The 15,791-nt window shown below is 63.2% G+C and carries 14 protein-coding genes; 6 read left to right on the top strand and 8 right to left on the bottom strand.

What is annotated here, in order from left to right:
- Position 1: 1 nt before the first annotated feature.
- Positions 2–1,903, bottom strand: coding sequence for a ferrous iron transporter B (gene feoB / locus ACP7DW_RS00405; RefSeq protein WP_426053855.1), 1,902 nt, complete (start codon positions 1,901–1,903; stop codon positions 2–4).
- 2 nt (positions 1,904–1,905) lie between these two features.
- Positions 1,906–2,190 (bottom strand): FeoA family protein, encoded by a 285-nt coding sequence (locus ACP7DW_RS00400; protein WP_131688439.1) that lies wholly within the window; start codon positions 2,188–2,190, stop codon positions 1,906–1,908.
- Positions 2,191–2,603: 413 nt separating this feature from the next.
- Here ACP7DW_RS00400 and ACP7DW_RS00395 point away from each other — a divergent pair, with 413 nt between their 5' ends.
- Both ACP7DW_RS00395 and ACP7DW_RS00390 read left to right on the top strand, forming a co-directional pair.
- Positions 2,604–2,819, top strand: a complete 216-nt coding sequence (locus ACP7DW_RS00395) for a (2Fe-2S)-binding protein (RefSeq protein ID WP_071075208.1) — start codon at positions 2,604–2,606, stop codon at positions 2,817–2,819.
- A gap of 16 nt (positions 2,820–2,835) precedes the next feature.
- The gene (locus tag ACP7DW_RS00390) at positions 2,836–3,540 is read left to right on the top strand and encodes an energy transducer TonB (RefSeq protein ID WP_426053856.1); all 705 of its coding nucleotides are present in this window, start codon (positions 2,836–2,838) and stop codon (positions 3,538–3,540) included.
- 223 nt (positions 3,541–3,763) lie between these two features.
- On the opposite strand, the gene ACP7DW_RS00385 is transcribed toward ACP7DW_RS00390, so the two are convergent.
- Complete coding sequence (locus ACP7DW_RS00385; protein ID WP_035822772.1) at positions 3,764–4,444, bottom strand: Fe2+-dependent dioxygenase; 681 nt, start codon at positions 4,442–4,444, stop codon at positions 3,764–3,766.
- A gap of 398 nt (positions 4,445–4,842) precedes the next feature.
- Here ACP7DW_RS00385 and bfr point away from each other — a divergent pair, with 398 nt between their 5' ends.
- On the top strand, positions 4,843–5,319 hold the full coding sequence (bfr, locus tag ACP7DW_RS00380; protein WP_010401839.1) for a bacterioferritin: 477 nt from the start codon (positions 4,843–4,845) through the stop codon (positions 5,317–5,319).
- A 55-nt stretch (positions 5,320–5,374) separates the two neighbouring features.
- Here bfr and ACP7DW_RS00375 read toward each other — a convergent pair whose 3' ends face one another.
- The 5 genes from ACP7DW_RS00375 to ACP7DW_RS00355 all read right to left on the bottom strand — a co-directional run bounded on the left by ACP7DW_RS00375 (position 5,375) and on the right by ACP7DW_RS00355 (position 12,823).
- Positions 5,375–6,703, bottom strand: a complete 1,329-nt coding sequence (locus ACP7DW_RS00375; RefSeq protein ID WP_426053857.1) for an MFS transporter — start codon at positions 6,701–6,703, stop codon at positions 5,375–5,377.
- Positions 6,700–8,562: an alpha-amylase family glycosyl hydrolase gene (locus ACP7DW_RS00370; protein ID WP_426053858.1), complete on the bottom strand. Its 1,863-nt coding sequence runs from the start codon at positions 8,560–8,562 to the stop codon at positions 6,700–6,702. Before ACP7DW_RS00370 ends, ACP7DW_RS00375 begins: the two co-directional genes overlap by 4 nt.
- Positions 8,563–8,577: 15 nt before the next feature.
- Complete coding sequence (locus ACP7DW_RS00365) at positions 8,578–10,872, bottom strand: TonB-dependent receptor (protein ID WP_426053859.1); 2,295 nt, start codon at positions 10,870–10,872, stop codon at positions 8,578–8,580.
- Between the two features lie 300 nt (positions 10,873–11,172).
- Positions 11,173–12,201, bottom strand: a complete 1,029-nt coding sequence (locus ACP7DW_RS00360; RefSeq protein WP_426053860.1) for a LacI family DNA-binding transcriptional regulator — start codon at positions 12,199–12,201, stop codon at positions 11,173–11,175.
- A 7-nt stretch (positions 12,202–12,208) separates the two neighbouring features.
- Positions 12,209–12,823: a glutathione S-transferase N-terminal domain-containing protein gene (locus ACP7DW_RS00355; protein ID WP_096238127.1), complete on the bottom strand. Its 615-nt coding sequence runs from the start codon at positions 12,821–12,823 to the stop codon at positions 12,209–12,211.
- 277 nt (positions 12,824–13,100) lie between these two features.
- Between ACP7DW_RS00355 and purB the strand changes: the two genes are divergently transcribed.
- From purB to ACP7DW_RS00340, 3 genes are all read left to right on the top strand, one after another.
- A complete protein-coding gene (gene purB, locus ACP7DW_RS00350) occupies positions 13,101–14,480 on the top strand; it encodes an adenylosuccinate lyase (protein ID WP_426053861.1) in 1,380 nt (459 codons plus the stop codon).
- A 186-nt stretch (positions 14,481–14,666) separates the two neighbouring features.
- Positions 14,667–15,191, top strand: a complete 525-nt coding sequence (locus ACP7DW_RS00345) for a cytochrome b (protein ID WP_070311507.1) — start codon at positions 14,667–14,669, stop codon at positions 15,189–15,191.
- 41 nt (positions 15,192–15,232) lie between these two features.
- The gene (locus ACP7DW_RS00340; protein ID WP_426053862.1) at positions 15,233–15,787 is read left to right on the top strand and encodes a YceI family protein; all 555 of its coding nucleotides are present in this window, start codon (positions 15,233–15,235) and stop codon (positions 15,785–15,787) included.
- Positions 15,788–15,791 lie beyond the last annotated feature (4 nt).

Below are 15,791 nucleotides of genomic sequence, written 5' to 3'. Positions count from 1 at the left end.
CCTAAGCGCCCAGCATCAGGGCGACGCGATACGTGATGAACGAGGCGGCATACGCCAGCGCGAACATGTAGCCGGCCATCAGCAGCGGATAGCGCCAGCCGCCCGTCTCGCGCTTCACCACGGAGAGGGTCGACAGGCACTGCGGCGCGAACACATACCAGGCCAGCAAGGACAGCGCGGTGGCCATCGACCATGAATGGGCGATCAGCGGCTCGAGCGTGGTGGCCAGCGCGTCGCCCGTTTGCGACAGCGCATACACGGTGCCCAGGGCGCCGACGGCCACTTCACGCGCCGCCATGCCGGGCACCAGCGCGATGCAGATCTGCCAGTTGAAACCGATGGGCGCGAAGATCACTTCCAGGCCGCGGCCCAGGATGCCGGCCAGGCTGTAATAGATCGGCGGATGGATCGCGTTGTCCGGCGGGCCGGGGAAGGTGCTGAGGAACCACAGGATGATCATCAGGCTCAGGATGATGGTACCGACGCGCGTGAGGAAGATCTTCGCGCGCTCCCACAGGCTGACGGCCAGGTTGCGCAGGTGCGGCCAGTGGTAGGCCGGCAGTTCCAGCATCAGCGGCTGGTTGCCGCGCACGCCCATGCCGCGCTTCATGACCCAGGCTACGGCCATGGCCGAGATAATGCCGGCGAAGTACAGCACGAACAGCACCAGGCCTTGCAGGCTCAGATAGCCCCACACTTCGCGTTGCGGGATGAAGGCGGCGATGATCAGCGCATACACGGGCAAACGCGCCGAACACGTCATCAGCGGCGCGATCATGATGGTGACCAGGCGGTCGCGCGGGTTCTGGATGGTGCGCGCCGCCATCACGCCGGGGATGGCGCAGGCAAAGCTCGACAGCAGCGGGATGAAGGCGCGGCCCGACAGGCCCACGCCGCCCATCAGGCGGTCCAGCAAAAAGGCCGCGCGCGGCAGATAGCCGCAGTCTTCCAGGCTCAGGATAAAGAAGAACAGGATCAGGATTTGCGGCAGGAAGACCAGCACGCTGCCGACGCCGCCGATGATGCCTTCCACCAGCAAGCTCTTCAGGTGGCCATCGGGCATGTTCGCCGTCAGCACGGCACCCAGGTGGCCCACGCCATCGGTGATCATTTCCATCGGCGTGGCGGCCCAGGCAAACACGGCCTGGAAGATCAGGAACATCAGCACGGCCAGGATGAGGGGGCCGAACACGGGGTGCAGCACCACGTCGTCGATTTTTTCCGTCAGGTTGCCCGTATCGCTGCTGTCATTGCTGACGGCGGCCAGGATGCGGCGCACTTCGCGCTGGGTTTCTTCGACCGTGACGGCATCGATGGCCGCCAGCGGTTTCGCTTCCACGACCGGCAGGGGCAGCATGGCATCAATGGCGTTCAACAGGGCTTTTTCGCCGTCGTGCTGCACCGCGACCGTTTCCACCACGGGCATGCCCAGTTCCTGCGACAGCCTGGCCGTGTCGATCAGCATGCCGCGCTTGCGCGCCACGTCCGTCATGTTCAGCGCCAGCAGCATGGGCAAGCCCAGGCGTTTGACTTCCAGCACCAGGCGCAGGTTCAGGCGTAAATTGGTGGCGTCAACGACGCAGATGATGGCGTCCGGGCGCGGCTCGCCGCGGCGCATGCCGCCCACCACGTCGCGCGTGATGGCTTCATCGGGCGTGGTGGCCGACAGGCTGTAGGCGCCCGGCAGATCGAGCAGGCGCACGGGCGTGCCGGCGGGCGACGTGAAATGGCCTTCCTTGCGCTCGATGGTCACGCCGGCGTAGTTCGCCACTTTCTGGCGCGCGCCCGTCAAACGGTTGAACAGGGCGGTCTTGCCGCAGTTCGGATTGCCCAGCAAGGCAATTTGTGGCTGATGCGGCGGCTTGTGCACGCCCGCATCGGTGATCGTTTCGACAGCACCCATGGTTATTCCGGTTGAAGCAGCGGTTGAATCGTGATCAGCGCCGCTTCGAAGCGGCGCAACGCGAACGTGGCATTGCCGACCTTGATGGCCAGCGGATCGCCGCCGGGTATGCCGCGCTTGAGCATGCGGATGCGTTCGCCGGGAACGAATCCCAGCTCCATCAAGCGGCGGGCGAGGTCGACGCCATCTTCCGTCTGTCCTGCCGCGTGGGGCGTGATATGCAACACCGTGCCGCTCTGGCCGACTGCCAGCGCGTCGAGCGTCATCAAGGGTGGAACTAGAGTCATGAGCAAATTCCGTTCAAATTAAGAACACCGGGACAAACTGCTGCGCGTGGCGCATCGCGTTTGACTTGGGTGTTGTGAGGTAAAACGCAACTGTTGCGCATTACCGACAAGCGGCCTTTCAAACTGTCCGGACGGCGACCGTCCGAGACAATACCAGCATTATAAACATGAATGCGAATTGTTTTTATTTAGCCCGGAGAGCCGCCCCCTGCCAAGGGCTACGTCATGCGGGCGAACGGCATATCCAGCCGCGGCACCCAGCCGCCAGGCGCCGCACACTTGATCAAAATCGCTTGCATTGTCCCCCGCTTTGCGCGACAATGAAACGTAATGATAATGATTCTCATTAAAACACTAGCAACAATGCTTCCAAGCACTAGTGTCTGTTCATCCTCCAGCCAGAAGGTGTATCAATGATTGTATGTGTCTGCAACAACATATCTGATCGTGAAATCCGTCAAGCCGTCGATCTTGGCCTGTCCAGCATGGCCGAACTGCGCCGCGACCTGGGCGTGGCCACCTGCTGCGGCAAATGCCATACCTGTGCGCGGGAAGTGCTGAACGATCACCTGAGCGCCACGGTCGTGCTGCAAGAAACCGTATTGATGCGAGCCGTACTGACCAACTAAGAAAGCGATACACGCCATGACGATGATGCCCCCGCCCGTAACGGTGCAGGCCGTGCCGCAATTTGCCGACTTCGACAAGAAGCAGCGCAGCAAATTCGCGCCATTGATGGCCATCGTCGTCCTGCATCTCGCCGGCTTTTACGCCATCCAGAGCGGCCTGTTGAGCCGCGTCGTCACGGCGGCCATGCCGACCATCACCACCATCAGCATCATCGCCCCGCCGGCGCCACCCAAGCCGCCAGCACCGTCGGTGCCGAAAACCGTGGAACTGAGCGCACCCGTGCCGCGCGCCGTGATCCCGCCGCTGCCGCTGATCGCCGTGGCGCCGAGCGAACCGACGATCACGCCGCCGCAGCCGACGCGCGCCGAAGCGGCCCCCGTGGCCACCGCCGCGCCGACTGCGCCAGCCGCACCATCGCCGACACCACCGGCGCCGTCCACGCCGCGTACCGTCAGCAGCGTCGAATACATCAAGGCGCCGCAACTGATCTACCCGAATCTGTCGCGCCGCCTGGGCGAAAGCGGCACCGTGGTATTGCGCATCCTGATCAATGAAAAGGGTTTGCCCGAGCAAATCCTGATCCAGAAATCGACCGGCTACAGCAACCTCGATGAAGCGGGCCGCCAGGCTGCGCAGCGCGCGCTGTTCAAGCCGATGATCGAAAACGGCAAGCCTGTTCCCGTGTACGTGCTCGTGCCCCTGACCTTCCAGCTGAGCTAGCCTCCCGGCGGCCTGCGCGCCGCTGCCAGCCCGCAAGCATCGCACCCTGTGCCCTGCTTGCTTTCTTGCGCCCTGTTTTCTGTACCAGTCAAGCAACTGCTTGTTTCAGTCTGCCAGCCTACATCCCCGGGCCAGGCAGACTTTTTTTTTGCCGGTGCTTCACGCAGTATCGTAGGTCGGATTAGCGCGGCCAAAGGCCACGCGTAATCCGACACCGCCACGATCACATCTCCGCCCACATCCGCAGCAGGTTGTGATAATGCCCCGTCAGTCCCACCGTCGCCGGCGAATCGCCGTGTTCCGCGCGCACGCTCTGGATGTTCTGATCGAGCTCGAACAGCATGCTGCGCTTCCAGTCTTCGCGCACCATGCTTTGCGTCCACAGGAAGGAGCAGATACGCTCGCCGCTGGTGACGGGCAGCACCTGATGCACGCTGCTCGACGGATACACGATCACGTCGCCCGCCGGCAGTTTTACCTCATGCGTGCCGTAGGCATCGACCACCACCAGCTCGCCGCCTTCGTACTCGTCCGGCTCGCTCAGGAACACGGTCGAGGAAACGTCGGCGCGCATCGACTGCATGCCGTTTTTCGGCGTGCGGATGGCGCCGTCGATATGCAGGCCATAGTGCTCGCCGCCCGCATAGCTGTTGAAGAACGGCGGCAGGATGCGCAGCGGCAGCACGGCGGCAAAGAACAGCGGATTGGCCATCAGCGCGCGGCTGACGATCTCGCCCAGCTCCAGCGCCAGCGGCGAACCTTCGGCCAGCTGGCGGTTGCGCTTGACCTGCGCCCCTTGCGCCCCGACGCTGGCGCGCCCGTCGACCCAGTCCGTTTGCGCCAGGCGCTGGCGAAACTGCGTCACCTGTTCCGGCGTCAGCACGCCGGGTATATGCAGCATCATCTTGCTATCCTTTTTCAGTAAAATCGCTGCCTGATTATCGCATCGCCGGCAGCGGCCAAGAAGGCACAAAAGCAAGAACGGAGCAACATTTCCCGCCTTTTCAGCGCAGCCAAATAGCAGCATGAACACGAATGAGAATGGCCTGCATTTTCCTTAATAAATAAAAAACGGGAAAATGTGGCAATCCATTTGAGAATGGGTTTTATTCGCACGATATTTACGTTAAAAAGACGGAAAGACACCGTTTCGCAGCAAAAAACGCCCATCTTTTGCGCTATCATGCGGGCATAGCGAAACCGGCAACCTGCGCGCCACCAGGCAGCCCTGCGCCACCCGGCAGTGAACGCCAGCAGCCTGCGGTTTCATCATCGAACGCGACACAGAACAAAGGAATTCCCATGAAGGGCGATAAAGAAGTCATCCGCATGCTCAACGCACAGCTCACCAACGAACTGTCGGCCATCAACCAGTACTTCCTGCATGCGCGCATGTACAAGCACTGGGGCCTGGAAAAGCTGGGCAAGAAGGAATACGAAGAATCGATCGGCGAAATGAAACACGCCGACAAGCTGATCGACCGCATCCTGATGCTCGACGGCCTGCCTAACCTGCAAGCGCTGCACAAGCTGCTGATCGGCGAGAACACGCCGGAAATGCTGGAATGCGACTTGAAGCTGGAGCGCGCCGCGCACGCCACCGTCAAGGAAGGCATCGCCATCAGCGAAAAAGCGGGCGACTACGTTTCGCGCGACCTGTTCCTGATGATCCTCGAAGACACGGAAGAGCATATCGACTGGCTCGAAACGCAGATCGACCTGATCGCCAAAGTCGGCATTCAGAACTACCTGCAAAGTCAGATGGCCGTCGAAGAGTAATCTTTTTCGCAGCATAGAAAAAAACCGGCAACTGCCGGTTTTTTTTCGTCCGTCCTCAAGTCTTTGTGGGCTGCGGCGTGCGCAGCTTGACGAACAGCACCGCCACCGCCGCGCACAGCAACAAGGCGCCTGCCAGCCGGATGACGTTCTCCGGATTGCCGCCCAGCCAGCTGCGATAGTACAGCGGCAGAGTAAATATCTGGATGATCATCGGGATGACGATGAACATATTGAAGATGCCCATGTAGACGCCCGTGCGCGCGGGTGGAATGCAGCCGGCCAGCATGATGTAGGGGTTGCCCATGATGCTGGCCCAGGCCAGGCCCACGCCCAGCATGGGCAGCAACAGCAGCGCCGGGCTGTGGATCAGCGGGATGCTCAGCATGCCCACGCCGGCCGCGCACAGGCACAGGCTGTGCATGCGCTTGGGGCCGAAGCGGCGCGTGAACGGCACCAGCGCAAAGGCGGCGATAAAGGCGATGAAATTGTAGAAGGCGCCCACCTGACCGTTCAGCAGGCCCGCGTCGCGAAAGCCTTGCGACGCCGGGTCCGTGGTGTGGAACAGGGTCGCCGCCAGCGACAGCGCAATGTACTGCCAGTAGCAGAACATGGCGTACCACTGGAACAGGTTGACGAGGGCCAGCTGCTTCATCGTCGGCGGCATCTCGCGCAGGGCCGCGCCGATATCGGCCAGCGTATGGCGCCAGCCCGGCGGGCGGCTGCGGATGGCCGCCAGCTCGGCCGCCGTGAGCGGGTTTTCCGGCGTCGTCTTCAGGGTCCACAGCACCGAGGCCAGCGAGAACACGGCGCCGATCAGGAAGGCGGCGATGACGATGTGCGGAATATGGCTGCCATTGACGGCATCCTTGTTCATGCCCAGCATGACCAGCAACGATGGCGTCAGGTAGGCCAGCGTTTGCCCCAGCCCCGTAAACGCGCTTTGCGTGAGAAAGCCCAGCGAATGCTGCTTCTTGTCGAGCTTGTCGCTGACGAAGGCGCGGTACGGCTCCATCGTCACGTTGTTGGCCGCATCGAGTATCCACAGCAGGCTGGCGGCCATCCACAGGGTGGGACTGAAGGGCATGGCCAGCAGGCCCAGGCTGCACAGGATGGCGCCGATCAGGAAGTACGGCGTGCGGCGGCCCCAGCGCGTCACCGTGCGGTCGCTCATGGCGCCGATCAGCGGTTGCACGAGCAGCCCCGTCATGGGACCGGCCAGCCACAAATATGGCAGGCTCGCCTCGTCGGCGCCCAGGTATTTGTAGATGGGGCTCATGCTGCTTTGCTGCAGCCCAAAGCTGAACTGGATGCCGAAAAAACCGACATTCATGTTGACGATCTGCCAGAACGACAGATGCGGGCGGTGCGTGCTGGCGTCGCTCATGACTGTTCCCTTTCCAGCCACAGCATATGCCATGGCTGCAAGCCCACCGTGCCGGCCAGCACGCTGCCATCGAGGCTGTTGCGCCATTCGCCTGCGGGCAAAGTGAAACGCTGGCTGGCGCCGCTGAAATTGCTCAGGTTGAGGAAGGCGTCGCCGCGCAGCAGCGCCAGCACGGCCGGCGTGTCGGCCGGCAGCACGCTGCGCGGCGCGGCGGCGGCCAGGGCCGGCAAGCGCCTGCGCGCGTCGATCAGCTGACGCAGCGCCAGGTACAGCCGGCCGCTGGCGCTCACGCCATCGTGGCGCCATGCCAGCAGGCTGTCGTCGAATGCGGGGCGCTGCAGCCAGCGGCTGTCCATCGCCCGGTCGGGGCGCTGCGTATAGCTGTCATCGTTGGTCATGCCCAGTTCATCGCCCATGTACAGCACCGGCAAGGCGCCAAAGCTCAAGGCCAGGCCATGCAGCAGCAGCAGGCGGCGCAACGCGTATTCCTGCTCCTGCACCGTGGTGGCGCTTTCCAGGCCGGCCAGCGAGGCGGCCATGCCGTTGCTGCCATGCGCCTTGTCGGCGCTGCTGCTCTGGAAGGCCGCACCGCGCGCATAGCTGCCGGGGGCACCGGCAAAGAAGCGGGCGATGCGCGCCAGGCGCGCCGGCCCGTCCGCGCCCGCTTCATTGAGCAGCACATTCCAGCCGATATCGTCGTGGCAGCGCACATAACTGAGCCAGCTTGCGGCCGGCGGCAGCGGCGGCGTGGCGGCGATCACCTGCTGCAGCAAGTCCGTGCTTTCCTCGGCCAGCGCGCCCCAGCCGGCGGCCATCAGGCTGCTGTGATAGGCGATATGGCATTCGGGCGCGGCATCGCTGCCAAAATAGGCGGGCAGCTTGGGCGTGGGCACGATGGCTTCGGCCTTGAGCAATACGCCCGGCGCGACGATGGCGGCAATCGCGCGCAAGGCTTGCAGCAGGCTGTGGGCTTCGGGCTGGTTCATGCAGTCCGTGCCTTCGCGCTTCCACAGGAAGGCCGTCGAATCGAGGCGGAACACCTCGATGCCCTTGTTGGCCAGGCCCAGCATGGCGCCAGCCATGGCCGCGAAGACGGCCGGATTGGCATAGTTCAAATCCCACTGGTAGGGATAAAACGTGGTCCAGACCCAGCGCTGAAGCTCTGGCACGAAGGTGAAATTGCCGGGTGCCGCCTGCGGGAAAACCTGGCCCACGGTCTGCTCATAGCGGTCCGGCTGCGCGCGGTCGGGATAGGTGTGGAAAAAATCGCGCAGCAGCGGATCGCCCGCCTTCGCGCCCAGCGCCCATGCATGGTCGTCGGCCACGTGGTTGAGGATCAGGTCCGAACACAGGCTGATGCCGGCCGCGCGCAGCTGCGCCGTCAGCGCCAGCAAGTCGGCATTGCTGCCCAGCGCGGGGTCGACTTCCTCGAAGCTGGCGACGGCAAAGCCGCCATCGCTTTCACCGGCGCGCGCACGCAAAAACGGCAGCAAATGCAGATACGTCACGCCCAGTTCGCGCAAGTGGGCTATGCGCGCGGCCACTCCCTGCAGATTGCCGCCGAAGCGCTGCACATACGCGCTGTAGCCCAGCATGGACTGGCTGGCAAACCAGTCCGGCTGCGCTTCGCGCTGCGCATCCTGCCGCAGCAGCGCCGGCGCGCGCGCCGCGTACAGCCGTCCCACGCTTTCCATCAGGTCGCCCAGCCAGGGCAGGAAGTCCGGCCGCTGGCCATACAGGCTGCCCAGGCGATCGAGCAAGACCGCCTCCTGGCGCGCATAACGGCGCGCCGCATCGTCGCGCAAGTGCGTGGGGAGCGGCGCCAGCAGGCGCGCCAGGGGGCTGCGTATCGACATCATGAATCCTATCCTTGCTTAAAATGCGTATTTCAGGCTGACCTTGACGGCGCGCCCCGTGATCGAGCGGGCCGCATGGCCATCGCCCTCGACTTCCGTATAGCCGATCTTGTTGAGCAGATTGTTCGCCGTCAGCGCCACCTGCATTTGCGGCGTGAGCTGGTAATTGACGAAGGCATTGAGCACCTGGTAGGCGGGCAAGGTGATCGTGTGCGCATCGTCGCCCCACGACTTGCCCGTGCCGACCAGGCTCGCGCCGAAGGTGGCCTTCCCCCATTCATAGGTGGGCGCGAGCTGGTACACGACGCGCGCCTGGCGCCGCGGCGTGTTGCCGATCAGCGCCACGTCGGCCGCCGCCGTGCCCGTGATCTCGGCATCCGTGAATGTCAATCCGCCATTGATGCGGAAGTCGCCGGCGCTGTAGGCCGCTTCCAGCTCCACGCCCTTGGCTTCATAGCTGTTGGCCGTGCGCAGCTGGGTCGTCGCCTCGTAATTGCTTTCCTTGGTCTTGGCCTGGAACACGGTGACAAAAGTGCTCAGGGGACCGCGCCGCCATTTCACGCCGCCTTCAAGCTGGCGCACGGTATTCATCGCCACCGGCACGCTGCCATCCAGAGGCGTGCCGAACAGGATGCGGTCGGCATTGAAGGCCACGCCTTCGCTGACGCGGGCAAACACGGCCAGGTTGGCTTGCAGCTTGTAGTTCGCGCCCAGCGAGTACGAAGTGTGGCCCAGGGTGTAATCGACCTGCTGCACCGTCGATGGCAGATAGGCCTGCGCGCCGGTGGCGATATTGGCCGTGCCGCTGGCGTGCTGGCGGTCGCGCCGCAGGCCGCCGTCGAGGTTCAGCGCGCCGCTTTCCCAGGCCAGGTTCAGGTACGGCGACGTCGTGCGGTATTCCATGTCGACGGCGCGCGAGCAGCAGGCGCCGAAGGCCGGGCCGATGTAGCCTGGCGTGCCGCTGGCCGTCTGCAGCAACGCCGGCTGGTCGCCGGTGGCCTGCATCAGGTATTCATTGAAGTTCCAGGTCAGGCCCAGCTTTTGCTGCGACAGGTACAGGCCGGCCGTGGTGGTCAGCTTGCCGCTGTCAAGCACGAAGGTCTTGGCCAGCTTGGTGTCGCTCAGGGTATTGCTGGCGTCGTCGATCGAGGTATTGAACACCACGGCGGAAAACGCGCGGCCCGTGTAGGGCTTGCCCTGATTCGGGCCGCTGGCAAACACATAGCTGCCGTCGCTGCCGTTATTCGATGGGAACACGCCCGTGAAACGGCCCGCATTGTCGGCGTAGCGGAAGTTTTCGCTCACGCTCCAGCCCTGCCCCAGCTTGAACGACGCTTCCAGGCCCACGGTGTCGCTCTTGACGTGCAAGCCGTCGTTGACGCGGGTCGCCACGCGCTGGTTATCCTTGTTCAGCACCATGTCGGGCACCCAGTACGGCGAATAGAAACTGGCCTTGCGTGGGTCGATGCCGGCGATTTCCGTGATGCGGCCATTGCGCACGCTGACCGGCACCGGCAAGGCCGTGGGCGACTGGTCGTCGAGGTGCTTGAACGACAGGCGCACGAAGCCGCTGTCGAATTCATGCGTGACATTGCCGCGGATCTGGCCGCCCTTTTCGCTGTTGACGCCACTGTGGCGGATGCCTTCGCCCGTGCGCCAGGAGCCGCCGATGAAGAAGCGCGTGCGCTCGGAAATCGGCGCGCCGTAATCGAAGTCCACGCGCGTCTGGTCGTAGCCCAGGCCGCGGCTGATGGCCACGCTGCCGCCCTGCTCCTTGCCATTCTTGCTGATGAAATTGATGATGCCGCCCGGCGAATTGGTGGCCAGGGTGGAGGCCGAACCGCCGCGCACCACTTCCAGGTGGTCCAGCGTGGAATCGATCTTGACGAAGCTGTCGGGCGTGGTGAAGTTGAAGTCGCCGAACTGCAGCACCGGCAAGCCATCTTCCTGGATCTGCACATAGCGCGCGCCGCCGGCGGAAATGGGCAGGCCGCGCACGGTGATGTTGGCATTGCCTTCGCCGCCCGAGGATTCGGCCCGCAAGCCCGGCACCGAGCGCAGGACTTCGGCGGCGCTGGTGGGCGCGTTGTGCAGGATGGTGTCGAGTTCCATGCTGCTGACGGAATTGCTCGACTTCATTTTGGACGTGCCGCCGGTGGTGCCCGTGACGACGATGCGTTCCAGATTCAGGCCATCGGCGGGGGTGGCGCTGGCGGTGTCGCCGGTCGATTGTGCCTGGGCGGCACCCCATTGCAGCAGGACCAGGGTGACGGCTGCGGCCATGCAGCCGCGTTGAGCAGTACGTGTCTTCATCTTGTCTCCAGTGTTGTATGCCGATACATCGAGGTATCCGCTTGTTATGAGTCCTGGCCGCTGCATGCCGTGGCGCGCTGGCTGAGCCGGTACGTCATTATTCAACGAATAAGAATTTATTGCAATCGATTGCAATCGAGCACTGCAACATGGAAATGTTGTTGTTTTTAGGCGAACGCTACGAGTAGAAAATAGCGAAACAGGCGGGGTTTGATGCGAAAACAGGGTTTTCCATGCTGCCATGCAGCATGGAGAATAGCGGGAAATTTTTAAATTATTGCAATCGGTTGCAGCCGCGCTTTACCGGCCCGAGGCGCGCACGATCAGCTCGGTTGGCAATTGCTGCGATGGCGCAGGCGCGCCATCGACCAGCGCCAGCAGCGAGGCCACCAGCGCGCGCCCGGCGGCGCGGATCGGCTGGCGCACGGTGGTCAGCGGCGGGTGGAAATACGCGGCCAGTTCGATATCGTCGTAACCGACCACGGCCACCTGCTCCGGCACGGCCACGCCGCGCGCGCGCAGGGCGCTGATGGCGCTCATGGCCAGCAAGTCGCTGCAGGCAAAGATGGCGTCGAACGGGATCTGGCGATCCAGCAGTTCCTGCACGTCCGTCGCCCCGCCCTGCGGCAGGAAGGAACCGGCCACGTACAGTTGCGGGTCGGGCGCCAGACCCTGCGCGGCCAGCGCCTGCGCATAACCCTGGTGGCGCTGCGCCACTTCGGGCAGCTTGGCGTCGCCAAAGAAGGCGATGCGCGTACGCCCCGCCGCCAGCAAATGTTCGGTGGCCAGCCTGCCGCCGGCGACGTTATCGCCGCCGACGGTGCAATACAGCTGTTGCGGCAATTGCGCGCCCCACACGACGATGGGCACCTGGCGCGCGGCCAGCTGGTTCAGTTGTTCATGGTGGCGCCACTGGCCGATCAGGATGATGCCGATCACGCGGCCGCTATCGAAGGACTGGGCGGCCGCATCGAGCGTTTCGGCATCCACGCGCGAAATGAGCATGTCGAAGCCCTGCTCCGTCAGCGCATCAGCCAGGCTGCCCAGCATGCCGAGAAAAAACGGGTCGGACAGGTGCTGGCGCGTGGCCGCGTCATACGGCACCACCACGCCCACCGTGCGGTTCTGTTTCAGGCGCAGGTTTTGCGCGCCGATATTGATGGAATACTTGAGCGAACGGGCCAGCGCGATGACGCGCGCGCGCGTCTCGTCGTTGACCAGCGAACTGCCGCTCAGCGCGCGCGACACGGTGGACGTCGACACGCCGGCCAGGCGCGCAATATCGGCCATCTGCAGGCGTTGCTGCGCCTTCGAATCGGTACCGGTCATCGTGCGCTCACTGCGGCACGGTATCCTTGAACGATGGCCGCTCGGACAGTTTGTCGAACAGACGCGCCAGCGCGGGATGCTCGGCGCGCCAGTCGATTTCCGGGAAACGGAAGCTGAGCCAGCCCAGCGCGCAGCCCACGGCCACGTCGGCCAGCGTGTAGTTCTTGCCGGCGCAGTACGCGCTCTCGCCCAGGCGCGCCTCGAGCGCGGCCAGGCCCAGCGTGATTTTGTCGAGCTGGCGCGCGATCCAGGCCGCGCTTTGCTGCTCGGGCGGGCGCTGCGTGCGCTCCAGGCGCACCAGCACGCCCGCGTCGAGGATGCCGTCGGCCAGCGCTTCCCAGTTCTTGATATCGGCCCGCTCGCGGCCATTGCCGCCGGCCGGCAGCAGCTTGCACACGGGCGTGAGCGTGTCGAGGTATTCGACGATGACTTTCGAATCGATCAAGGTGCTGCCATCCTCCATCACCAGGCAGGGCACCTTGCCCAGCGGATTGGCCTGGGCGATGCGGGTTTCCGGCACCCACACGTTTTCCAGCTCAAAGACATAGTCGAGCTTTTTTTCCGCCAGCACGATACGGGCTTTGCGGACATACGGGCTGGCAAGGGAGCCGATCAGTTTCATAGGTACTTTTAGGTAAAGGAGCAACAAGCAGTATAGCATCGGCGGCAGCGGTGTTTGGCGGCACGCGCCCGGCGCTCGCCGCAGTGTGGCAGGCATGCCGCATCAGGGCCGGATTTGGCCAGATTGCGCTGCGCCGGAGCCCGACGGACGGCTGGCCAGCGGCCAGCGGTGGTAAAATCGCCCTTTACTGTGGCGCCGTCAGTGTTGCTTTATTGCAATAACCCTGCCCTCCCCGCGCGCCATACGCCAACCGTTTCTTTAACTTGCGTCCGCTCTCATGACTTCTACACCTCCGTATTCCACGCTGTCGGCCCTGTCTCCGCTCGATGGCCGCTACGCCAGCAAGACCGATCTGCTGCGCCCGATCCTGTCCGAAGCCGGTTTCATGCACCACCGCGTGAAAGTGGAAATCTCCTGGCTGCAAGCGCTGTCGCAAGCCGGTTTCGCTGAAATCAAGCCGTTCTCGGCGGAGGCGAGCGCTCTGCTCGACAAGATGGCGAGCGACTTCTCGGAAGCCGATGCGGCCCGCATCAAGGCCATCGAAGCGGTCACCAACCATGACGTCAAGGCGGTCGAGTACTGGCTGAAGGAACAAGTGGCGGACGTGCCGGAACTGGTGGCGGCGTCAGAATTCATCCATTTCGCCTGCACCTCGGAAGATATCAACAACACCTCGCACGGCATGATGCTGAAAGCGGCGCGCGATGGCGTGATGCTGCCGGCCCTGCAAGGCTTGGTAGCCAAGCTGACGCAGATCGCGCACGACAATGCCGACGTGCCGATGCTGTCGCGCACGCACGGCCAGACGGCCAGCCCGACCACCCTGGGCAAGGAATTCGCCAACGTCGTGGCCCGCTTGCAGCGCGCCGTGAAACGCATCGAGCAAGTGGAAATCCTCGGCAAGATGAATGGCGCCGTCGGCAACTACAACGCCCATTTGTCCGCCTACCCCGGCTTCGACTGGCCGGCATTCTCGCAGGCCGTCATCGAACAGCGCCTGGGCCTGGTCTTCAACCCGTACACCATCCAGATCGAACCGCACGACTACATGGCCGAACTGTTCGACGCCTTTGCGCGCGCCAACACGATCTTGCTGGACCTGAACCGCGACATCTGGACGTATGTCTCGCTGGGCTACTTCAAGCAAAAACTGAAAGCGGGCGAAATCGGTTCGTCGACCATGCCGCACAAGGTCAACCCGATCGACTTCGAAAACTCGGAAGGCAACCTGGGCCTGGCCAACGCCATCCTGAAACACCTGTCGGAAAAACTGCCCGTCTCGCGCATGCAGCGCGACCTGACCGATTCGACCGTGCTGCGCAATATCGGCGTGGGCCTGGGCTACACCCTGCTGGCCTATGACAGCTGCCTGCGCGGCCTGAACAAGCTGGAAGTGAACCACGCGCGCCTGGCGCAAGACCTGGACGCCACCTGGGAAGTGCTGGCCGAGCCCGTACAAACCGTGATGCGCCGCTATGGCATCGAAAACCCGTACGAGCAGCTGAAAGAGCTGACGCGCGGCAAGGGCATCTCGAAAGAAGCGCTGCAAACCTTCGTCAATGGCCTGGCCATTCCGCAAGATGCCAAGGACGTGCTCTTGACCATGACGCCAGGTAACTACATCGGCATCGCGGCGCAATTGGCCAAGGCAATCTAAGCGGCCATCGCACCCCGGATCAGGCAGATCCACTCCCGCGGGGCGGCCAGCATACAAATGCTGCCCGCCCCGCGGTTTTTCCGGCAATCTTTCTTGTAGAATCGGCAGCACACAGCGCAATTTGCTTTTCTTTGGTATATTAGGCCGAATTAGTCCTAATACGTACTACATTCAAGAAAGCCGCCGATGCAACGCTACACCACCACCGCCATCATCCTGCACTGGCTGACCGCCCTGCTGATCATCAGCGCCTTCGTCATGGGCCTGGTCATGACGGACATTCCCGGCCTGACGCCCACCAAACTCAAATATTTCTCCTGGCACAAGTGGCTCGGTGTGACCGTGCTGGCCATCGCCGCCATCCGCCTGCTGTGGCGCAAGGCCAATGTGCCGCCGCCGCACCCGGCCAGCATGGTTGCCTGGCAAAAGAAGGCGGCCGACGCCATGCACGTGCTGCTGTACATCCTGATTTTCGCCGTGCCCATTTCCGGCTACCTGTACACCCTGGCCGCCGGCGTGCCGGTGGTCTATCTGGGCCTGTTCCAGCTGCCCGTCATCATGGCGCCGAACCCGGAACTTAAGCCGCTCTTAAAAGAAATTCATTATGTTCTGAACATGACAATGGCTGCCGCCGTGGCCGCCCATGTGCTGGCGGCGCTGAAACACCAGTTCATCGACCGCGATGGCGTCCTCAAGCGCATGTTGCCGTAACACCGACTTCCCTTGCTAACTGAAACTCCAGGAAAAATAAGATGAAAACCACCCAACGCCTCGTCCTCGCTTCCCTGCTGGGCCTGTCCGTGGCCGCCACCGCCGCCACCCTGCTGAAAGTCGATCCCGCCAAGACCAGCGTGTCGGCCGTGTTCAAGCAAATGAACGTGCCCGTGGAAGCGAAGTTCAAGAAATTCACTATCGCCATCGATTACAACCCGGCCACGCCGGACGCGTCGAAAGCATCGGTGGACATCGAGACGGCCAGCATCGATATCGGCGACCCCGAGTACAACAAGGAAGTGGCCAAGAAAGAATGGTTCAACTCTGCCCAGTTCCCGAAAGCCACCTTTGTCTCGAGCAGCATCAAGGCCGCCGGCGCGGGCAAGCTGACGGTAAGCGGCAAGCTGAGCATCAAAGGCAAGACCACCGACGTGACCTTCCCCCTGACAGTGAAAGCCGACGGCGGCAAATATGCGTTCGACGGCGCCCTGCCGATCAAGCGCCTGACCTACAACATCGGCGAAGGCGAGTGGAAAGACACGAGCATGGTAGCCGACGAGGTCACAATTAAATTCCACGTCGCCGCCCAATAATCGT

The sequence above is a fragment of the Janthinobacterium sp. PSRC1-1 genome (assembly GCF_049897525.1).
GTDB classification, from domain to species: Bacteria; Pseudomonadota; Gammaproteobacteria; order Burkholderiales; family Burkholderiaceae_D; genus Janthinobacterium; species Janthinobacterium tructae.
Note: the sequence above shows the minus strand (reverse complement) of the source record. Positions and strands in the feature narration are given on the sequence as shown.

Bases quoted from the DNA above. Each gene is read 5' to 3' on its own strand.
- ACP7DW_RS00390 (WP_426053856.1), top strand. From the start codon at position 2,836: ATGACGATGATGCCCCCGCCCGTAACGGTGCAGGCCGTGCCGCAATTT.
- ACP7DW_RS00360 (WP_426053860.1), bottom strand. From the start codon at position 12,201: ATGACCGGTACCGATTCGAAGGCGCAGCAACGCCTGCAGATGGCCGAT.
- ACP7DW_RS00395 (WP_071075208.1), top strand. From the start codon at position 2,604: ATGATTGTATGTGTCTGCAACAACATATCTGATCGTGAAATCCGTCAA.
- ACP7DW_RS00375 (WP_426053857.1), bottom strand. From the start codon at position 6,703: ATGAGCGACGCCAGCACGCACCGCCCGCATCTGTCGTTCTGGCAGATC.
- ACP7DW_RS00355 (WP_096238127.1), bottom strand. From the start codon at position 12,823: ATGAAACTGATCGGCTCCCTTGCCAGCCCGTATGTCCGCAAAGCCCGT.
- feoB (WP_426053855.1), bottom strand. From the start codon at position 1,903: ATGGGTGCTGTCGAAACGATCACCGATGCGGGCGTGCACAAGCCGCCG.
- ACP7DW_RS00345 (WP_070311507.1), top strand. From the start codon at position 14,667: ATGCAACGCTACACCACCACCGCCATCATCCTGCACTGGCTGACCGCC.
- ACP7DW_RS00340 (WP_426053862.1), top strand. From the start codon at position 15,233: ATGAAAACCACCCAACGCCTCGTCCTCGCTTCCCTGCTGGGCCTGTCC.
- ACP7DW_RS00370 (WP_426053858.1), bottom strand. From the start codon at position 8,562: ATGATGTCGATACGCAGCCCCCTGGCGCGCCTGCTGGCGCCGCTCCCC.
- ACP7DW_RS00385 (WP_035822772.1), bottom strand. From the start codon at position 4,444: ATGATGCTGCATATACCCGGCGTGCTGACGCCGGAACAGGTGACGCAG.
- ACP7DW_RS00400 (WP_131688439.1), bottom strand. From the start codon at position 2,190: ATGACTCTAGTTCCACCCTTGATGACGCTCGACGCGCTGGCAGTCGGC.
- bfr (WP_010401839.1), top strand. From the start codon at position 4,843: ATGAAGGGCGATAAAGAAGTCATCCGCATGCTCAACGCACAGCTCACC.
- ACP7DW_RS00365 (WP_426053859.1), bottom strand. From the start codon at position 10,872: ATGAAGACACGTACTGCTCAACGCGGCTGCATGGCCGCAGCCGTCACC.
- purB (WP_426053861.1), top strand. From the start codon at position 13,101: ATGACTTCTACACCTCCGTATTCCACGCTGTCGGCCCTGTCTCCGCTC.